The following is a 19428-nucleotide window of genomic DNA, read 5'->3' as shown; positions in this document are numbered from 1 at the left end:
GGTTTTTTCCTTGCAATGAGCTTGGCGAACTTTAATTTCAGTAAGACTCATGGAATTTAAATGAAACCTAATAAGTGGTTGATTGGATCAATTATATCAAAATAGAACGCTTTATATATGATGCGTATGATACGCATCACATAAATATTTATATATATGTTTTTTATAAATATTTTTGCGATATTCTACATTGTAGTAACCAAAAAAGTAACCACTGTTAAAATCTGTATTAAGCAACAAAAATCAATGATAGTTAAATACTATTCTGCAATGGGTTTGTTTTACAGACTTAGTAACCGAACCTTAATTATTTGAGGTAATATTTCGGTTCTGTCGCATTAAGTCGATCTTCAGCTACTATTGAATTTTGTAGGAGCTGAATATGTCACTAATCCAAGCTGATCCTAGACAGTATCGTGGACAACAAATCCCTCTAAATTCTTGAAATATTTCTGTTCAAAGGCTTCTGGGCTTAACCAGCCGTTTGCAGAATGTCTTCTGCTTCGATTGTAATAAATCTCAATAGTGCATAATCAATCGCTTGCTGTTTAAATTCAGGACTTGAGCAGCATTGCTGCGCAAGATAGCCATTTCTTGGATCTCCAAAGTTAACGTTACGTTATCTTTAGAGGGAAGTACTGTCCATTATTTTGGCTAGAATCAATAGGCCAATAGCCCTCAATCAAGAGCTATATAAATCAAGCCAGGCTTTCTTTTACAAATTGTGGATCAACAATAAATAATCGAATAAGCGATGTTGCTGCTCCTGAAGGTCTTCTAGTACCTTGTTCCCAAGATTCGAGTGTACGTCTCGAAACACCCTGTTAGCAGCAGTGTAAAAATGACCCCCTAATGGCATTTAAAAACTGACCCCCTTGGTTAATATAGCGGTCATTTTGGACTGCTCAACATGTTAACTTTGGAGCAAGCAGTGACAATCCAAATACTTCATCAACAAGGTAAATCTATTAAAGCCATTAGTCGTGAACTGGGGGTGTCCAGAAATACCGTACGTAAATATTTACGGCAAAACACCACACCTCAGTATCAGCGTATACAGCCTAGAATAAGTTGATATACGCTGAATTATCAGGAGACTTTCCCTTGGGAGATTCTAGGCAGCCAACTTATAAAAGTCTTCGGCCATTTGATTTGGTGTCTTAAAACCCAAACCCTTTTGAATTCTTCGATGATTATAAAATAACTCAATGTATTTTATAATATCTGCTTTGGCTTCTTCTCTGGTTTGATAGTTGTAATGATGCACTAACTCATTTTTCAGTATTCCCCAAAAGCCTTCAATCGGTGCATTATCGTAACAGTCTCCGCGCTTGCTCATTGAACCTTGAAAACCATATTGCTCAAGTATATTTCGATATTCATGGCTGCAATATTGACTTCCTCTGTCTGAATGCACAATCAGTTCTTTGGTTGGTTTTTGATTGTGAATAGCCATATTTAGCACATTACAAACAAGCTGTGTTGTCATGCGCTCATTTAAGCTATAGCCAACCACTTGCTTCGTGTAAAGGTCTTTTACCGCTGCTAAATACAGCCATCCTTCAACAGTCCATATGTACGTAATATCACTTGACCATGCTTGATTTGGTCTAGTCATTGAGAATTGTTGCTCCAGCAGGTTTTCATAGATCGCTCGATTATGGTCACTATTCGTAGTCCTTTTAAAACGCTTGTGTCGCTTACAATACAGGTGGTTCAGCGCTTTTATCTGACGTACAGCGTACATACTCATTTTTATACCCTGAGCTTGTAAGTATTTGGTTAATCGAATATAACCATAGCTCTGCCTTGTCTCCTCATGGGCTATTTTCACCAATATCGTCTGTTGATTTCGTTGAATCGTTCTTTTGCTCACGCCTCTCTTGAGCCAATCATAAAAACATGAAACTGAAACATGAAGTAATCGAGCCATTAAGGTAATTGGAAAAGAATATCTTTTTTGTTTCATATAGGCGTACCTTACTGACTTTCTTTGGCAAAGTACGCTGCTGCCTTTTTTAAAAATTCACGTTCCATTTCAGCTATTTTGAGCTGTTGTTTGAGTTTTTTATTTTCTTCGAGTAGAGCGTTTAGATCAGGTGAATACTGTTTTGTACCTGCTAAAGTTCCAGCCTTTGCTTTGGTATTCCAATTTGAAAGAGTTTGCATTGAAATGCTAAGTTGTCTAGCTGTTTCCGAGACATTGCCTTGATTGGCTTCAATTAATTTGATGGCTTCAGCTTTAAATTCTGTGGTGTAAGTCTTGTGTTTCTTGCTCATGGTAAACTCCTGATGAGTGTGTTTAGTTTACCAAGTTAAAACCTCCTGTTTTTTCAGCACATATCATTTTGGTTAATGCTGAAAAAGGCCTTGGGCTTTGATCGAGAAATTGGATTGTCGATGCCTATACTCCACTTTACTTATTTTCAGAAAGCAACCAATCGAGAGCGTTCATTTTTACAATACCATTATAATTGGCTTCAGTCCCTATGGTGTCTAAGGTAAGTAAATACTTGGGATACGAATCAGAAATTTTCTGTAATGGACGTAACTCTCGGGTGAGTGTCTCCTCATTGAGCGTTTCTAATGCCACCTGATAATAAGTTAAATTTTGTAAAGTATCGACAGCAACAAAATCAATTTCATATTCATCAACCCGCCCTACATAGACCGTATAGCCTCGTCTGACAAGCTCAAGATAAATCACATTTTCTAAGATATGACCTTGATCAGCATTAGCATCAGGCAACATAATGCGGCGCAATCCCACATCAACTAAATAGTATTTTTCAGAGGATTGTAATAACTCACGCCCACGTACTTTAAATTGTGCGGCGCTATAAAATAGCAAACTGTCCTGTAAGCCCTGAATATAGCGTTTTACTGTTTCAAATGAGATTTTAACCCCACTTGAAACAAAGGTATTTTTAATTTTATTGATGGAAATGGGTGAGCCTGTCACGCTTGCCAAATATCTTGCGACACGCTCAAGAGAGTTAATATCGGCAGTATTCAAACGGGGAATAACATCTTTAAACATTACACTGGCATAGACTGCTTGCAAGTAATCATAGGTTTCCTGCTGGCTGGTCATGGCAAGCGTATAGGGGAAACTACTGCGCGTGTACATGGCATACAAATCACGATTGGATAATTGTTGGATGATCGGATTATTTTCAATATGCCACTGTTTAAACTCTTGGAATGACAAGGGTAAAACATGTTGCTCGATATAGCGTCCTGTGAGTAACGTCGCAAGTTCTCCACTTAGAAAGAATGCATTTGAACCTGTAATATATAAATCGATATAATCCCGAACATATAAAGAGTCGACTACTTTTTCAAAATTGGTAACATGTTGTATTTCATCTAAAAAAACATAGTTTTTCTTGCTTTCATCAACTTTTGACAGTACATAATCATGTAGTTTGCGGTAATCGGTGAGTTCTTCAAATTCCATAAATTCAAAGTTGATGGCAATGATGTTTTCGGCTTGTACACCCTGTGCTTTTAAGTCTTGTTGAAACATCGCCAGCAAGGTGGATTTTCCAGAGCGACGTACACCCAAAAGCACTTTAATGACATCACGGTTTTGCCATGTATTCAGAAATTTTAAGTAGCTATCACGTCGAATATTAGTTTTTCTCATTGTTTACACTTAAACTCTAAAGTTTTAATTTATTCTATCAAAGTTTAGATGCCAAGTGAAAATATATTTAATTACAAAGAAAGTTTCCAGTTCATGTGAAATATTTAAAATTCTAAACTGCTGTTATAGCCGTTTAGAGAAGCTAATCACGACAAGCTCCAAGATACCAGGTCTACTCTTCAGACGAAATTTGGTAGGTTTTTTTATCTAAGACATCAATCCGAATTCTGTATTTTTGATTATTGATGCTCCCTTTTATCTGCTATACAAATTGAGGGCACTGTTGCAAATAGGCTGACATGATAAGCTAAATATCTTATTTATTTCGAGATACAGCAGATGAATCCCTTCCACGGTCGGCACTTTCAAGGTGAAATCATTCTTTGGGCTGTTCGTTGGTATTGTAAATATGGCATCAGCTATCGTGAACTTCAAGAAATGCTCGCTGAACGAGGCATAAATGTGGATCACAGTACAATTTATCGTTGGGTTCAGCGTTATGCTCCAGAAATGGAAAAACGGTTACGCTGGTATTGGCGTAATCCTACAGATTTACATTCATGGCATATGGATGAGACTTATATCAAAGTGAAGGGGCGATGGACTTACCTGTATCGTGCAGTTGATCAACGCGGTCATACGATTGACTTTTACCTTTCCGCTAGACGGAACAGTAAATCAGCCTATAGTTTTCTAGGAAAGATCTTCAATACGGTGAAAAAATGGCAAATTCCACGGGTCATCAATACAGATAAAGCAGCGACCTATGGCCATGCTTTATCACGATTAAAGCGAGAAGGAAAATGTCCAGTAGATATTGAGCACAGGCAGATTAAGTATAAAAATAATGTCATTGAATGTGATCATGGTAAGTTAAAGCGAATCATCAGGGCCACATTAGGATTCAAATCTATGAAGACTGCTTATGCCACAATTAAAGGTATTGAAGTCATGCGTGCACTACGTAAAGGACAAGCATCGTCATTTTATTATGGTCAGCCTCAGGGTGAAGTGTGTCTAATCAACAGGGTTTTCGGTCTCTAAGCACTTTTTAAAGGGAACTTCATCGACTCAAATCTCTATTTGCAACAGTGCCAAAAAACCTCCTTAAGGAGGTTTTTTAAAATCAACTGGATTAAAACTGCGGTTTAACCACCACTAAAATCACTACTGCGAGTAAAATAAGCGTTGGCATTTCATTGAAGAAACGCCAAAACTTATGTGATTTGTAATGCGGGTTTTCCATCAGTTTTTTACGGTAATAACCACAAACAAAATGGTAAATCACCAGTAAGCCCACTAATCCAACTTTCAGGTAAAACCAGAGTGCTTCATGGTAATGCCGAGTTGCATCACCCCAATCCACTAAAAAATGCGCTGTGATGAGAGTGGCAAGCATTGACGGCCACATGATGCCGCGGTACAACTTTCGTTCCATAATCTGGAAACGCTGATGACTCGTGCCATCTTCACTCATCGCATGATAAACATATAAACGTGGCAGGTAGAACAATGCCGCGAACCAACAAACGACTGCAATAATATGTAATGCTTTTACCCACAAGAAAGCATCAGAAGGAGCATCCATCCATTCACCCTTTTAAAGGGCAGTGTGGCAGAAGTTGATCATCCATGGCTGAATGATCAACACTTCTTAGCTTAGCCTTCCTATTTTTTGAAAACAAGAAGACAGGCATTTACACCGCCAAAACCGAAACTGTTACTCATCACAGTATTCAATTTTGCATCACGTTTTTCAAGTACGATATCAAATCGTTTTGCGCCTTCATCCAGTTCAGTCACGTTGATGTTTGGTGCAATAAAGTCATTTTTTCATCATTAATACTGAATAAATCACTCATATAGGCATACGATACGGATACAGTCCATTCAGTTTCGCTGACTGTAAGCGTCATATGTTCACAGCTCATTAGCCATTGCGTAGTGATCCTGAAAACAGCCAGTTTTTACGTCCCATGCATGGGTATTTGTAGTCATGAATTAAGTCCCCATTTATTTTTAAGTGGGAACTTAATTAAGGCTTATCGGATAGCTTGGTAAAGTGTGTTCACTAGAGAGGTTGCTACAATCCTTTTTGGGGAAAGAATTAGTTCATTAGAAAGTGATGATTCAGTGGAATGAGCTTAGATAGTGGCAGTCCGAACCGATTAGGTATCTAAATTAGGAAGGAATTGTTTTACATAATACTTAAAAATAGATTATATTATTCTTAATTAAATAAGATAAGCAAAATACAGATGCAAACATTTTTATTAGGAAAGAGGGCTCTTTCCGTTCTTGTAGTGCTTATTACATTAATCTTATTTTTGGTTTATGTCCTATTGCGTACAGGACCTTTTGCACCTGTCAAGGTCACTCTGATACAAGTTCAGTATAAATCCATTCAGCCTAGTCTATTTGGTATAGCGACTGTTGAAGCTCGTCATAATTACAAGATTGGTCCCACAACGGCAGGTCGTCTTAAAAACCTTCGAGTCGATATAGGAGATGCTGTACAAGCTGGACAACTTTTAGGGGAAATGGATCCCGTTGATTTAGAAGAAAAAATACTTGCGCAACGTGCCATTATCCAAAAAATCATCTCTCAGCAACAAGATACTCAAATTCGTCAAAAGTTTGCACAGCAACAAGTTCAACGCTATCAGCAACTCACCAAAATCAATGCCACCAGTCAAGAGTCACTCGCCATTAAGCAGCAGGAACTTGATCTTGCTACAACGGCACTTGGCTCAATGCAGCAAGAACTTAATAAAGCCCGTGCAGACCTCAATACACTACAAGCCCAGCGCGACAATTTAAATTTAATGGCAACAGCACCAGGTATAGTCACAGCCCGTTATGCAGAACCTGGCTCTACTGTAGTTGCAGGGCAAACCGTATTGGAAATCGTAGACCCGAAGTCTATTTGGTTGAATACACGCTTCGATCAATCTAGTGCGATTGGCTTAGCCTCAGGTTTACCTGCACAAATTCATTTACGTTCGCGTCAAAGTAACACGCTTTCAGGTCAAGTCTTATGGGTAGAGCCTCGTGCAGATGTTATTACCGAAGAAATCTTAGCCAAAGTAGTCTTTAGTCAACAACCTAACCCTCTACCCCCTTTAGGTGAATTAGCAGAAGTGACAATTAAACTAGCACCACTGTCTCGCAGCCTTGCTATTCCAAATGCTGCTATTCACCGCATCAATAACCAAGTCGGTGTCTGGAAAGTGACAGATCAAAAACTACAATTTATTGAAATTAAACTAGGTCGCTCTAATTTAGAGGGTGATGTTCAAGTACTCGATGGTCTATCAGAAAATGATCAAATCGTTTTATATAGTGAAAAACCACTTAATGCGAAAAACCGTTTGCGTATTGTAAAAAATCTTGCAGGAACATCTGAATGATTAGCTTAGCCGGTCGGGATATATTCCATTCATGGGGTAAGTTTGTTTTTACTGGTTTTGGACTTGGCTTGTTGATCGGCGTGACTCTAATTATGGCGGGTGTCTACCGTGGTATGGTGGATGATGCCAAGGCTTTATTAAATAATAGCGGTGCAGATTTATGGGTAGTACAACAAGATACGCTTGGTCCATATGCTGAACCTTCTAGTGTGCGTGATGATTTATATCGTAGTGTCATGACTACACCTGAAGTAGAACATGCCTCAAATATTACTTATCTGACCACACAAGTTCATTATAAAGATAAAGATATCCGTGCGATGGTGGTTGGAATCCATACAGGTGAACATGCCTGGAATAATTTAGGCTGGCCACCTTACCTTTTAGCGGGACGTCAATTGACTCGAGGGCACTATGAAGCTGTTGTAGACATCACTTCAGGACTTAAATTAGGTGATCGCATCAAAATCCGTCGTAATTATTTTACTGTAGTAGGATTGACTCGACGAATGGTGTCATCAGGTGGTGACCCGATGATTTTTATTCCGATTAAAGATGCACAACAAGCCCAATTTCAAAAAGATAATGCGGCAATTTTACAAGACCGCCGACGTACCGCACAAAATCCAATTTACAATCGGCCTGCTTATCCAGATTTATTAGACAGTGTTCTGAGTGCTCAAACCAGCAATCGTTATGTAAATGCAATTTTAGTCCGTCTTAAAACTGGTACTTCCGCAGAAGATACTGCTGAACACATCCAACGTTGGCAGCAACTGACTGTCTACACGCGTCTTCAAATGGAACATATTTTAATTAGCAAGATGATTGCAACGTCAGCAAGGCAGATTGCGATGTTTTTAGTAATTTTGGCTTTCGTGAGCGCGGCAATTGTGGCATTTATTATTTATACCCTAACCATGGATAAAATTCGAGAAATTGCAGTTCTGAAACTAATTGGAACACGCAACCGAACGATTGCCTGGATGATCTTACAGCAAGCGCTCGCACTTGGTCTAATTGGATTTACTATAGGTAAAATCACTTCAACCTTTGCTGCGCCATATTTTCCAAAGTATGTATTATTGATTCCTCAGGATTCTATTCTTGGATTTATTGCTGTGATGTTGATTTGTATGTTGGCAAGTCTAGTAGCTATTCGTATGGCATTACGTATTGATCCAGCCGAAGCAATTGGAGGATAACACATGACCCACGGAATTTTAATTGAGGGTTTAAAAAAACGTTTTGGGCAAGGTGATAATGCTTTTTATGCATTAAAAGATGTCAATATGTGGGTGGATCCAGGAGAAGTTGTTGGACTGATTGGTCCGTCAGGTTCAGGTAAAAGTACCTTATTAAAATGTTTAGGCGCTGTGATTGATCCCACTGAAGGACGTATGACTTTAGGGAGTGAAGTGATTTTTGATCAACACTGGTTGGTAAAAGATTTAAGTGCATTGCGACGTGACAAAATTGGTTTTATGTTCCAAACACCTTATTTGATTCCTTTTTTGAATGTTTTAGATAATGTTGCGCTATTACCTATGCTTGCAGGTGTTCCTAATAACATAGCACGTGCAAGTGCTTTAGAAATTTTAACGGCTTTAGATGTTCAGCATCGTATTCATGCCATGCCTGGGCAATTATCGGGTGGTGAACAACAACGTGTAGCTATTGCACGCGGCTTGATTAATAAGCCACCTGTCATTTTGGCAGATGAGCCAACGGCACCTTTAGACAGCGTTCGTGCCATGACTGTAATTCGTTTGTTGCACGAAATGGCGGAAAAATTTCAAACAGCAATTATTGTTGTTACACATGACGATAAAATTATTCCGACTTTCCAGCGACTATATCATATTCGTGAGGGAATAACGTATGAAGAAAAAGGAGAGGGTCGTAGTTTCTAAAAGCGTAGAAATTTAAAGTATTTTATCTAGTTGATAGATTTAGATTAATAGCTTAATTATTTTCAATAAGCTGAATAAATTTTCTTTTTATTGCGTTGTTTTAAGTGGTATTCATCTGCTTTGGATAAACGAATAGTTTTCATATTTTTACGATGATATGTAATTAAACCAAATGTCTTGATTCCTCAAATTTGATTTTTAATTCTTGACTGATATATCCATGAACAGCATAGAGTTTTGTTTTTAAGCCTTCTACCAAATGCTCAATCATTTTAATGTCTGCTGTATGTTCATTAGATAAAGCTGTACTGACAATCTTGCCTGACTGACTCATGATTAAATGTAGCTTACAGCCAAAGAACCAGTCCATTGAGCTTTTACCACTTGTTGCAATGGTAGATATTTATACCGTTGAATACGCTGATTTTTGCCTACAGGCAGCGTAGTCGATTGATCCATAAATAAAATTGCTCTGATATAGTCAAACTACTTTATTATTCATACAGGATTCGAAAAAAACTCGAAATAACTCATCGACTGAGTCGATCAACCATTCTTTACGCTTATGTTTAACCCATGCCCACATCTGTTCTATAGGATTTAAATCAGGGCTGTATGCAGGAAGCCAAAGAATTTTATGCCCTTGTTGTTCCAAGAATTCCTGAATATCTGCTCTTTTATGAAATGCTGCATTATCCATAACCACTACACTATTTTCAGGTAATGCTGGTATCAGGAATTGCTCAATCCAAAAATGAAAAACATCTGAATTGATTTTGCAATCAAATAAACCGACTGAAAATAAATCCCCTTTATGGATTGCTCCAATGGCATTGGTCTGATTCTTTAATTGCCAATTATATTGCCCTAAACAGGGTACTCCTTTTCGTGAATAGCCATGAGGTCTATAATCATGTGACTTAAAACCACTTTCATCCAGATAAATAATCGGGTGGTTTTTTTCTAATTCCTTCACTTGCTGAATAAATTTATCCCTAAGCCTTGTATCTGCTTTAGGATGGCTTAACGTCTTTTTTTAACTGTAATATTTAAGCGCTTTAATGCAGCACCAATAGATGAAACACCACAATTAAAACGTGCAGCACGTTCATATTGATAAGCATCAGGATACTTTTCAACATCTTCACGTAAAGCATCATCGTTAATTTTAGAAGGTTTACGTACACGAGTTTTTTTAATCTCTATACGTTTCTTCCATTCAACAATGGTATTTTTATTAATTTCAAATTGTGCAGCTACCGCTCGAATAGAATAACCTTCCTCAAGCTTAGCTAAAATTTTACGTCTAAAATGTTCTGAATAACTCATTGCACCATTGTATTGGTTTTATAATGATTTGACTATAATCTTTCATCAAGACAAAATGTAAAGCATACAGTGCCAATCGATGTGCTCTGATGAGATAAACTATCCGTTGTTAACAAGGTAAATATCTAAAGACTTGACCGTGATTTTGCTTTAATGAAAAGAATAAAACTTTGAGATTATGGAAATACGAAAATTTATACTAAATGGCAATAAACACGATTTACGAAACTTTTAATTGAGAGGATCGTATTTTAAAAATTGCCAATAAGTTACTTCGATTTTTGAAAAAAGTCATCAATCATGCAGAAGAAATATGTAAAATCAAACATGGTCGCTGAAAGCGTAGGTTGTGTGGTAACTCCCTAATAGTATGTAGCCACCTTTTTTTTCAAGCCAATTTCTTATCCACAATTCAGGTTATATTGATTTAAAAAGAGTATAAATCCTATGAAATTTATTAAAAACTTGTGCTTGTCTTTTCTGCTGTTTTTTTCAAGTTTATCGATTGCAGTAGCAGAAACAACAAAAGATCCATTATTTGTATTGCTTACCAGTAATGATGCTCATCGTACAAAGATGGCCATCGGCATGAGTAATAATCAATTCCAAAAAGGGCATCCCTTGACTGTATATTTAGTCGATCAAGGGGTTATGCTTGCTTCTAGCCGCTTCGAACATAGATATGCAGAGCATCAGGCCATGCTGAAAAATATAATGGTCAATGGTGGACAAGTCTTTATCTGTAAAATGTGTATGGATCAATATGGTGTTAAAGAGGGTGATCTTATCAAAGGTTTAAAATATGCGAATCCTGATGATATGGGGGAAGCAATTTTTCAACCTGGTACCAAAACTCTATCATGGTGATTTAATCAGATTTCTTACAACAAAGTATAATAAAACCTATTAAATTCACATGACGTTACTCAGAGAACTATAAAGCTACAGCCGTGAAATTTCAGGGCTGTAGCTTTATAGAAATACCACAACTTTTCGCAACAAGAATAGCATTCGGTATTCCTGCTAATAGCTCAGGAAGAGAAGAACTTGATTTTCCAAGCTTAATTTGGATGGTCTGCCTTTAGATGGAATATGCATTTTCAATTGCTTAACCATTAAATAAAAAGTTGACAATCAGATACCTATGTATCGCTTGAACTGAGGATCAGAAAGAAGATTGCTTTTTGATTTATGAAAAGAAGTCTAATAATATTAGACAATAATGAGAATACTTATTATATTATAAATATATAAAGTATAGTGATATCGACTTCCAGAGGGATAGTATGAAAACCCCAAATCAGCTGATAACTGAAGCTAAAAATAAGGTTATTGAAATAAAAGTCGAGAAGCTGTACGAGAAATATTTAGAATATCCTGACTTAATTTCAATAGACGTTCGTGAACCTGAAGAATACAAAACTGTAGCAATTGATCGAGCTGTAAATTTTCCACGAGGGATGTTGGAAATGAAAATAGCTCAACATCCCCTAGTGAATCACCATTGCGAAATTGAACATTCTTTACAGGAATTATCAGAAAAAGATATTTATTTAATCTGTGGTACAGGAGCTCGTTCAGCTCTATCAATTCAAGCACTTCAAAACATAGGATTTGAAAAACTCTATTCTGTAGAAGGTGGTATGCAAGCTTGGATTGATGAAGGTTATCCAACTGTTTCTTATTTGAACTAATTTCACATCCACTAAGGAGACTTTAAATGTCTAACCTAGATGAAGTTGTAACATTTCCACAATTAAATAGACCAGCTCCAAATTTCAATGCCAAAACCACTCATGGCATGAAAAGTTTAGAAGACTATAAAGGTAAATGGTTAGTTCTGTTTTCACATCCAGCTGATTTTACCCCTGTTTGTACTACTGAATTTATGGGTTTTGCAACACGTGCTGAACAATTCGCGGAATTGAACTGTGAGTTATTAGGTTTATCAATTGATAGTGTACATTCACATATTGCTTGGGCACGTAGTATTGAAGAAAACTTTGGTATTAAAATTCCATTCCCGATTATTGCCGATCTTTCAATGGAAGTTGCTAAAGCTTATGGCATGATCCAACCAGGTGCTAGTGATACAGCCGCTGTTCGTGCCACTTTTATTATCGATCCTGAAGGTATCTTACGTGCAATGGTTTATTACCCGATGAGTAATGGACGTAGTATTGATGAGTTTCTTCGCGTACTTAAAGCGTTACAAACCTCTGATGAATACAAAGTGGCTACACCAGAAAATTGGCAACCTGGCCAAGAAGTAATTGTACCACCACCAGCAACAATGGAAGCTGCAGATACACGTAAATCTGAAGGATATAATTATGTAGATTGGTACTACAGTACTAAATCGCTATAATTTTTAAAGTGATTATTTACTTTAAAATATAAAAAACATGAGGCTATTAGCCTCATGTTTTTTATAATGAAATGAATTTTTATTCTAAAAGACTTCTTAACATCCATGCGGTTTTCTCATGAATATCTAATCGTTGTGTGAGTACATCTGCAGTAGGTTGATCATTCGCTGCATCCACAACATCAAATATACTTCTTGCAGTTCTTGCAACAGCTTCGTGTGCATTGACCAGCAATTGAATCATCTCATTCGCTTTTGGAACACCCTCTACTTCTTTGATTGATGCTAATTCTACAAATTGCTTGTAAGTGCCCGGAGCAGGAAAACCTAACGCACGAATACGTTCTGCGATCACATCTAGAGCATTCCACTGCTCAGTATATTGACCCATGAACATGTTATGCAGGCTGTTAAACTGTGGACCAGTGACATTCCAGTGAAAATTATGAGTCATCAAATATAAAGTGTAACTGTCAGCGAGTAATCGTGATAAACCTTTGACAATTTTTTCACGGTTATCTTGAGAGATACCAATATCAATTGCTACCATTTTAGCTTGCTTTTTTGAACTACCCATAATATTAACATCCTGATGTTTTGAAATGTAATTAGACGACCATAGCATTGTTAGATATACAATTAATAGTAAAAGAGCAAATTATCTGTACTTACTCTCACATTTTCAGGCAATCAAGATCAGTTCTCCTTTTTAGAAGAGTATCAATATTGAAAATGAAACCCCTAGAATATCGCTGATTCAAATACAGTGCCATTATCAAGTTAAATGAAGTCTAGATGCTGATTATTTGATGTAAAGCTCATGTGTTCAAATATTCAATTATCCTGAATAGTGCTTGTTGAGGATTATTATGCTTAATAAGTAGGAAGCCTTAAACAAGTTTAAGCTACAAACAAGTTTAAGCTACGACCAAGGTTCAGCTTGCCTTTCAAGCCCGTGCCGAATGGCATATAATTATGATAAGTAATTGCGATATAAAATAAAATTATAGGAGAAATAGGGATGGCAGGGTTATCTATTTAGCACGTACTCATTTTTGCAATTGTCGTGATTCTTTTATTTGGCACATTAAAACGGCTTTGTTGCACAAAGATTTGAAATGCAAAGCGCCCCTAATTGAGCCAAATTTAAGGCGTAACTTGGGTAAGTGGTCGACCTAATTCCGTAAATCTGTTGAGGGCTGCTACACGTGCATGAATTTCATTCACCTGACTAGGAAAGCTTCTTGCCATTAATTTATCGCCTAATAATTTGATGCAATGCATCTTGGTTTCCACCAAACTGCGGCGATGATAGCCTGACCATTTTTCCATAGTGTCCTGCCTAAACGTTTAATTGTTCGAAGTAATTCATTTCGCTCTAGCGAGCTACTCTTTGTATCTTTCCATGGTTTCGCATTTTTTCTAGGTGGAATCACCGCATGCCCTTGCCGATCTGCAATGACCTGACGGCATTGCTTGGTGTCATAAGCTCCATCGGTATAAACAGAGTCAATCCGCTCATCTTGTGGAATCTGATTAAGTAAATCACCAAGCACCTGTGAATCACTGACATTATTGGTTGTAAGCTGAACTGCTCGTATTTGTAGGGTTTTAGCATCTATACCAATATGAAGTTTACGCCATTGGCGACGATATTCAGGTCCATGTTTCTTGCGTTTCCATTCGCCCTCAGCTAGAAACTTCATGCCTGTAGAGTCCATGAGCAGATGCAGCCCATCGCTACTTTTTTGCTAGCTGATTGCAATATCAATATGCTTTTGTCTTCTACAAAGCGTGGTATAATCTGATGCTGTCCCATTTAATCCGCACAGTTTAATCAGACTTTGCACAAAGCCAGTGACCATACGTAAAGACAGACGGAATAAGGATTTAATCATTAAGCAGCATTGGATGGCTGCGTCGGAGTAGGTTTGATTTCGCCCTTGTTTGCCTTTTGATGGCGCATACCATTGCGTAGGAGGATTAAACCAAATGGCAATATTTCCGCGACTCATGAGTGCTCGGTTATATGCGGGCCAATGGGTTGTGCGGTAGATTTTGTGTGTAGGCTTCTTCATTTGAAAATTATATCGCTGAAAAACCCTTTACAGATAGGTTTGTGCAACAAAGCCGTCCAAATCTCTCATCAAACTTATTCAGATCCAGCAACTTTTAACATCTAAAAAACTGAACCTCTATAGAAAATAGGTCAGTAAGGAAAACCTCACTGACCTGTGTTTAAAACTTAATAAGCCAATTTTAACAGAAATCTAAATAGTCCTGCGACCAATGCCAAACTTAAAAAACCAGCCAGCCATAAGCCAATAAACCATTTCAATTCAGAAATTTTCATTCTGCCTCCTTAATGATAACCCTCATCACCCACACGCACTTTATCTCGGAAAATCCAATAGGATAATCCTGTATAAATAAGAATGATCGGAATTAAGATCAACGCTCCAATGAGGGCAAACAATTGACTACTAGCAGGTGCCGCAGCCTCCCAAATGGTGACTGATGGTGGAATGACGTAAGGCCATAGACTGATTAGAAAGCCCGTATAGGCCAAAATTACCAAAGCCAAGGTATAAATGAATGGCAGGAACTCTTTGCGCTGCTTACAGGCTTTGATTGCCAGGAAAGTAAACAGCAGAACCAATACTGGCACTGGACTAAAATAAAAGAGTTGTGGTTGGCTGAACCAGCGTTCTGCAATTTGAGGATGAGCCAAAGGCGTATAGATGCTGACACAAACAAAAATCATCAGTAATGAAATCAGCAGTTTTGGCATCAATTCAAACATGCGGTTCTGCAGCATTTTTTCGGTTTTAAAGATCAACCAGCCACATCCTAGCGTTGCATACAGAACAACAACACTAATACCAGTAAAGAGTGAAAAAGGTGTTAACCAGTCAAGACCACCGCCAGTATATATCCCATTGGTGGTTTCAATTCCCTGAATATAGGCACCTAAAATTACGCCTTGTAAAAATGAACTCAGAATGGAACCCCATATAAAAGCTTGATCCCATAGATGTTTAGTTTTATTGGCCTTAAATCGGAACTCGAACGCAACACCACGGAAGATCAACGCGATCACCATCAGAATAATCGGCATATACAGGGCGGACAGTACAGTGGAATACACTAAGGGAAATGCTGCAAATAATCCCGCACCTCCAAGTACCATCCATGTTTCATTGCCATCCCAGACTGGCGCGACGGTATTCATCATGACATCACGTTCCTGACGATCGGAAATAAAGGGAAATAGAATACCGATGCCGAGGTCAAAACCATCTAGCACGACATAGATCAGCACACCTAATCCAATAATTAGAATCCAAATCAATGATAAATCGATCATTTTTGGTTCTCCTGATCCTGTTTAGGATTTTCTTTATTTAGGTCGTTCTCATCATCAATCGTACTTAATGGACGTTTTGATGCCTGTATAACTGCCTGCTCACTATGTGGTGCCGAATGTATAAATTCTGGACCTTTGCGCATCAATTTCAACATGTAGAAAATGCCGACTCCAAACACAATAAAGTAGACCATCACAAAAATAATAAGGGTTAAACCTACCTGTTCCGCTGAAACTGGAGAAAGTGTATCTTTGGTACGCAATACACCATAAACAACCCATGGTTGACGACCGACTTCAGTGGTAAACCAACCTGCAAGTAAAGCGATAAATCCTGAAGGTCCCATGTATAGCGCAAATCTATGCAACCATACCGAGTCATAGAACTTGTCAGTTTTTCTTAGCCATGCACCTAGCACCGCCATTAAAATCATCAGTACACCAAGTCCGACCATAATCCGGAAACTCCAGAACACGACCAGCGAGTTTGGACGGTCTTCAGGTGCAAATTCCTTTAAGCCTTTGACTTCACCATCTAAGGTATGTGTCATGATCAGGCTACCTAGATTCGGAATTCCGATCGCATACTTGGTTTCTTCAGCTTCCATATCTGGAATACCAAATAAATACAGTGGCATGCCATGATCTTTATTGGTTTCCCAGTGTCCTTCCATAGCTGCCAGTTTGGCCGGTTGGTGTTCTAGGGTATTCAAGCCATGTAGATCTCCGACAAACATTTGCAATGGTGCCAATGCGAGAATCATCCACATGGCCATGGAAAATGATTTTTTCACCAAGGCATCACGACGGCCTTTTAATAAATGAAATGCGGCTGTGGCAGCTACTAGCAAAGCAGAGACCAGAAAGGAAGCCATTGCCATATGTGCCAATCGATAAGGGAAAGATGGATTAAAGACAATCGCAAACCAGTCTTGCGGGATGATGATCCCATTTTCAATGGTGAAGCCTTGTGGCGTCTGCATCCAACTGTTTGAGGACAGAATCCAGAACATGGATATACAGGTACCGACAGCCACCATCAGCGTTGCGAAAAAATGGGTTTTGGGTCCCACTCTGCCCCAACCAAATAGCATAATCCCCAGAAAACCAGCTTCAAGGAAGAAAGCACTTAAAACCTCATAAGCTAATAATGGTCCAGTCACACTGCCGGAAATCCGTGAAAACTCACTCCAGTTGGTACCAAACTGATAGCTCATCACCACGCCAGAGACCACGCCCATACCAAAGGACAGGGCAAAGACTTTGATCCAGAACTTAAATAAGTCTCGGTATACTGGATCGTTAGTTTTAAGCCAACGCCATTCCAGAACAGCCAGAAAACTGGCCAAACCAATAGAAATGGCAGGAAAAATGATATGAAACGATACGGTAAATGCAAACTGGATACGCGCCAGTTCTAGCGCGGTTAACCCTAAGTCCATGTTGTCACCTTATCCTTCTATTAATGGGTGAAAAGATTTCAGCAAAACACTCTGAAATATCGTTTTATGTATATTTAAATTTAAGTGTGTCCACATATTTACAGTATTGTAAATACGTAAGCCTTCACGTTTGCATGCCCACATTACTTTTTTAAGGCTGAGATAACTCATAATGCTGCTAACAGGCAACAAAGTATTAATTTTCATGATTAAAACTCTTTAAGATGTTGTGTGGTACAAACAAAACAACTGTTTGATGTGACAAATCGTGTCTTAAAGAGCCAAAGGAGGCGCTCTGCCCTGCGGCAGCAAATACAGCTTCTGTAAGCTGAAATAGACATGCCGGAAAACAGTCTGATAGAAATTTAATCTGACTTGAATCCGGTCCAGAACTTCATCAATCCCCAACTTAAATGGCAGCACCAAATCACCATAGACCTTACAATATTGGCATTGATGGTTATGTTCATTGTGATCGTGGGAATGTTGAAGCATCAAATCCTGTAGCAGCTCATGATGAACCGAGTGGATATGCTGATGATCAGCAGGCGAAAGAAGATTGTGGGTGATCGACATACAGACCGGAGCAATATGAAATTTTTCCGGCAGCAGAGGCTGTAAATATACTGCAATTTGCAAAAGTATGGCTGCAAATGCAATAAAGATTCCACTTCGCTTCAGCAAGTTTTCTCTCGACTGGCATCGAATAAGAGGGATACGCTGGATAAAAAGATGAAATTTAAAGATAAATTCCTACTTATTTACTCAGCTTTTCATTCTATAAATATATAATATATATTCGTTTTTGAAAAGCAAAAAAAAATAAATAAAAAGTTGATTAAATAGGACATACGCATTGACAACATAAAAAAATGATGAATATGTTGTATAACATGTAAGTGATCAGACAAACCAAACATGCTTCTACAGCTCAATGTACTTTACCCATCTATATGGGATTTCTTATGACAGAACCACATTCTATAAGTTGTACGCAACTTGCAGATACTTACCAAATTTCTCACGATAGCGTAAATCGCTTTTTAGAACGTGAGAATTACTGTCCACAGGATTTATATGCTGAGGCTATTCAATACATTGATAATAAGAAACTTATTGTCAGCGTGGATGATACTGTACTAGATAAACCCTATAGCCAGCATATGGATCTAGTTGGCTTTTTCTGGTCAGGTAAACATCACCGTTCAGTAAAAGGAATTAATCTCATCACCCTGTACGCTACAGATTTACAGGGTAAGAATGTGCCTATTAATTTCAGGTTGTATGATAAGTCTGAAAACAAAACTAAAAATGACTATTTTATTGAGATGCTAAACGAAGTTCTTCAATGGGGAGCTGATATTTGTTATGTCACAGGTGATAGTTGGTACGCAGCCACATCTAATCTAAAAACCATAAGAAATCATGGTATTCGGTTTATGTTTGGTATTGACAGTAACCGCAAAGTCTCTATTGAAAAAGGGATTTGGTATCAGATACGGACATTACCTGCCTTTGAAAATGGACAAAGCGTATGGCTTAAAGACTTTGGATATGTACAATTATTTAAGACTCAGCTAAGAGAACAGCAGAGGTTTTATATTGTTTATGATCCAGATCAGGTTCCTTTAACATTTGAAGAGTTTCAAGCATTACATGCAAGTCATTGGAAAATTGGGCAATATCATCGAGTGATTAAGCAAGTGTGCCATATTGAAAAGTTTCAGGTTAGGCGATCGAAATTAATTAGCAATCATATTTTTGCTGCATTGATGGCTTATGTACAGATACAGAAAACGCAGTGGAATGATATTTTTATGAATATTGAACCGTACCGGGTTTGTCGGAGACTTTTTATTTAAGTTAGGCCACCTGACCTAACGGGTTAATCTTATCATAGTACATTGCTTCAAACTCAAAAGGCGATACATAACCCAGTGCACTGTGTAC

At 38.0% G+C, this 19428-nt stretch carries 16 protein-coding genes and 8 pseudogenes; 10 read left to right on the top strand and 14 right to left on the bottom strand.

Features of this window, described 5'->3' with window-relative positions; all coding sequences use genetic code 11:
- Nucleotides 1-404: 404 nt before the first annotated feature.
- A pseudogene (locus NQ782_RS19890) lies at nucleotides 405-524 on the bottom strand (IS3 family transposase); the annotation flags it as partial.
- Between the two features lie 174 nt (nucleotides 525-698).
- Nucleotides 699-821: pseudogene (locus tag NQ782_RS19885) on the bottom strand (helix-turn-helix domain-containing protein); the annotation flags it as partial.
- Nucleotides 822-910: 89 nt separating this feature from the next.
- Here NQ782_RS19885 and NQ782_RS19880 point away from each other — a divergent pair.
- A pseudogene (locus tag NQ782_RS19880) lies at nucleotides 911-1072 on the top strand (helix-turn-helix domain-containing protein); the annotation flags it as partial.
- Between the two features lie 42 nt (nucleotides 1073-1114).
- Here the strand turns inward: NQ782_RS19880 and NQ782_RS19875 are convergent.
- Together NQ782_RS19875 and NQ782_RS19870 are read right to left on the bottom strand one after the other, a co-directional pair.
- Nucleotides 1115-2280 (bottom strand): IS3-like element ISAba22 family transposase gene (locus NQ782_RS19875; protein ID WP_267581316.1). Its coding sequence is split into 2 segments (ribosomal slippage): nucleotides 1115-2022 and nucleotides 2022-2280, totalling 1167 coding nucleotides; the frame shifts between segments, so codons are not numbered across the junction.
- A gap of 136 nt (nucleotides 2281-2416) precedes the next feature.
- Complete coding sequence (locus NQ782_RS19870; protein ID WP_267581317.1) at nucleotides 2417-3649, bottom strand: ATP-binding protein; 1233 nt, start codon at nucleotides 3647-3649, stop codon at nucleotides 2417-2419.
- 339 nt (nucleotides 3650-3988) lie between these two features.
- Here NQ782_RS19870 and NQ782_RS19865 point away from each other — a divergent pair, with 339 nt between their 5' ends.
- The gene (locus NQ782_RS19865) at nucleotides 3989-4693 is read left to right on the top strand and encodes an IS6-like element IS1008 family transposase (protein ID WP_001067783.1); all 705 of its coding nucleotides are present in this window, start codon (nucleotides 3989-3991) and stop codon (nucleotides 4691-4693) included.
- Between the two features lie 91 nt (nucleotides 4694-4784).
- Here the strand turns inward: NQ782_RS19865 and hemJ are convergent, their stop codons facing one another.
- Together hemJ and NQ782_RS19855 are read right to left on the bottom strand one after the other, a co-directional pair.
- Nucleotides 4785-5237 carry a protoporphyrinogen oxidase HemJ gene (hemJ, locus tag NQ782_RS19860; protein ID WP_016165450.1) on the bottom strand — a complete coding sequence of 151 codons (453 nt, stop codon included), beginning with the start codon at nucleotides 5235-5237 and terminating at the stop codon, nucleotides 4785-4787.
- 80 nt (nucleotides 5238-5317) lie between these two features.
- A pseudogene (locus NQ782_RS19855) lies at nucleotides 5318-5504 on the bottom strand (beta-ketoacyl-ACP synthase I); the annotation flags it as partial.
- Nucleotides 5505-5907: 403 nt separating this feature from the next.
- On the opposite strand from NQ782_RS19855, the gene NQ782_RS19850 reads away from it, so the two are divergent.
- Genes NQ782_RS19850 through NQ782_RS19840 form a run of 3 tightly spaced genes read left to right on the top strand, consistent with a single transcriptional unit; the run spans nucleotide 5908 to nucleotide 8972 of the window.
- A complete protein-coding gene (locus NQ782_RS19850; protein ID WP_016165452.1) occupies nucleotides 5908-7059 on the top strand; it encodes an efflux RND transporter periplasmic adaptor subunit in 1152 nt (383 codons plus the stop codon).
- A complete protein-coding gene (locus tag NQ782_RS19845) occupies nucleotides 7056-8264 on the top strand; it encodes an ABC transporter permease (RefSeq protein WP_267581318.1) in 1209 nt (402 codons plus the stop codon). Before NQ782_RS19850 ends, NQ782_RS19845 begins: the two co-directional genes overlap by 4 nt.
- Before the next feature lie 3 nt (nucleotides 8265-8267).
- Nucleotides 8268-8972 (top strand): ABC transporter ATP-binding protein, encoded by a 705-nt coding sequence (locus tag NQ782_RS19840; RefSeq protein ID WP_068912714.1) that lies wholly within the window; start codon nucleotides 8268-8270, stop codon nucleotides 8970-8972.
- 60 nt (nucleotides 8973-9032) lie between these two features.
- On the opposite strand, the pseudogene NQ782_RS19835 reads toward NQ782_RS19840, so the two are convergent.
- From NQ782_RS19835 to NQ782_RS19825, 3 genes and pseudogenes are all read right to left on the bottom strand, one after another.
- A pseudogene (locus NQ782_RS19835) lies at nucleotides 9033-9436 on the bottom strand (transposase); the annotation flags it as partial.
- A 17-nt stretch (nucleotides 9437-9453) separates the two neighbouring features.
- Nucleotides 9454-9948, bottom strand: a complete 495-nt coding sequence (locus tag NQ782_RS19830) for an IS630 family transposase (RefSeq protein ID WP_267581319.1) — start codon at nucleotides 9946-9948, stop codon at nucleotides 9454-9456.
- 47 nt (nucleotides 9949-9995) lie between these two features.
- Nucleotides 9996-10301, bottom strand: coding sequence for an IS630 transposase-related protein (locus tag NQ782_RS19825; RefSeq protein ID WP_000122230.1), 306 nt, complete (start codon nucleotides 10299-10301; stop codon nucleotides 9996-9998).
- Nucleotides 10302-10748: 447 nt separating this feature from the next.
- Between NQ782_RS19825 and NQ782_RS19820 the strand changes: the two genes are divergently transcribed.
- The 3 genes from NQ782_RS19820 (at nucleotide 10749) to NQ782_RS19810 (ending at nucleotide 12669) form a co-directional block, all read left to right on the top strand.
- Entirely contained in the window at nucleotides 10749-11168 is a 420-nt protein-coding gene (locus NQ782_RS19820) for a DsrE family protein (RefSeq protein WP_068912717.1), read from the top strand.
- A gap of 419 nt (nucleotides 11169-11587) precedes the next feature.
- Nucleotides 11588-11995 carry a rhodanese-like domain-containing protein gene (locus NQ782_RS19815; protein ID WP_267581320.1) on the top strand — a complete coding sequence of 136 codons (408 nt, stop codon included), beginning with the start codon at nucleotides 11588-11590 and terminating at the stop codon, nucleotides 11993-11995.
- A 26-nt stretch (nucleotides 11996-12021) separates the two neighbouring features.
- A complete protein-coding gene (locus tag NQ782_RS19810; RefSeq protein WP_267581321.1) occupies nucleotides 12022-12669 on the top strand; it encodes a peroxiredoxin in 648 nt (215 codons plus the stop codon).
- 79 nt (nucleotides 12670-12748) lie between these two features.
- On the opposite strand, the gene NQ782_RS19805 is transcribed toward NQ782_RS19810, so the two are convergent.
- Nucleotides 12749-13246, bottom strand: a complete 498-nt coding sequence (locus NQ782_RS19805; protein ID WP_121523815.1) for a Dps family protein — start codon at nucleotides 13244-13246, stop codon at nucleotides 12749-12751.
- A gap of 444 nt (nucleotides 13247-13690) precedes the next feature.
- Between NQ782_RS19805 and NQ782_RS19800 the strand changes: the two are divergent.
- Nucleotides 13691-13762, top strand: a pseudogene (locus NQ782_RS19800) (twin-arginine translocase subunit TatA); the annotation flags it as partial.
- Nucleotides 13763-13815: 53 nt separating this feature from the next.
- Here NQ782_RS19800 and NQ782_RS19795 read toward each other — a convergent pair.
- From NQ782_RS19795 to NQ782_RS19780, 4 genes and pseudogenes are all read right to left on the bottom strand, one after another.
- Nucleotides 13816-14747, bottom strand: a pseudogene (locus NQ782_RS19795) (IS5 family transposase).
- A 284-nt stretch (nucleotides 14748-15031) separates the two neighbouring features.
- The gene (gene cydB, locus NQ782_RS19790; RefSeq protein WP_016165459.1) at nucleotides 15032-16036 is read right to left on the bottom strand and encodes a cytochrome d ubiquinol oxidase subunit II; all 1005 of its coding nucleotides are present in this window, start codon (nucleotides 16034-16036) and stop codon (nucleotides 15032-15034) included.
- Nucleotides 16033-17478: a cytochrome ubiquinol oxidase subunit I gene (locus NQ782_RS19785; RefSeq protein ID WP_016165460.1), complete on the bottom strand. Its 1446-nt coding sequence runs from the start codon at nucleotides 17476-17478 to the stop codon at nucleotides 16033-16035. The genes cydB and NQ782_RS19785 overlap by 4 nt, the downstream gene beginning before the upstream one ends.
- A gap of 273 nt (nucleotides 17479-17751) precedes the next feature.
- A complete protein-coding gene (locus NQ782_RS19780) occupies nucleotides 17752-18162 on the bottom strand; it encodes a DUF2946 family protein (protein ID WP_267581322.1) in 411 nt (136 codons plus the stop codon).
- Nucleotides 18163-18377: 215 nt separating this feature from the next.
- Between NQ782_RS19780 and NQ782_RS19775 the strand changes: the two are divergent.
- Nucleotides 18378-19334, top strand: a pseudogene (locus NQ782_RS19775) (transposase); the annotation flags it as partial.
- Nucleotides 19335-19428 lie beyond the last annotated feature (94 nt).

This window comes from Acinetobacter sp. BD54 (assembly GCF_044778325.1).
GTDB lineage: Bacteria > Pseudomonadota > Gammaproteobacteria > Pseudomonadales > Moraxellaceae > Acinetobacter > Acinetobacter baumannii.
Note: the sequence above shows the minus strand (reverse complement) of the source record. Positions and strands in the feature narration are given on the sequence as shown.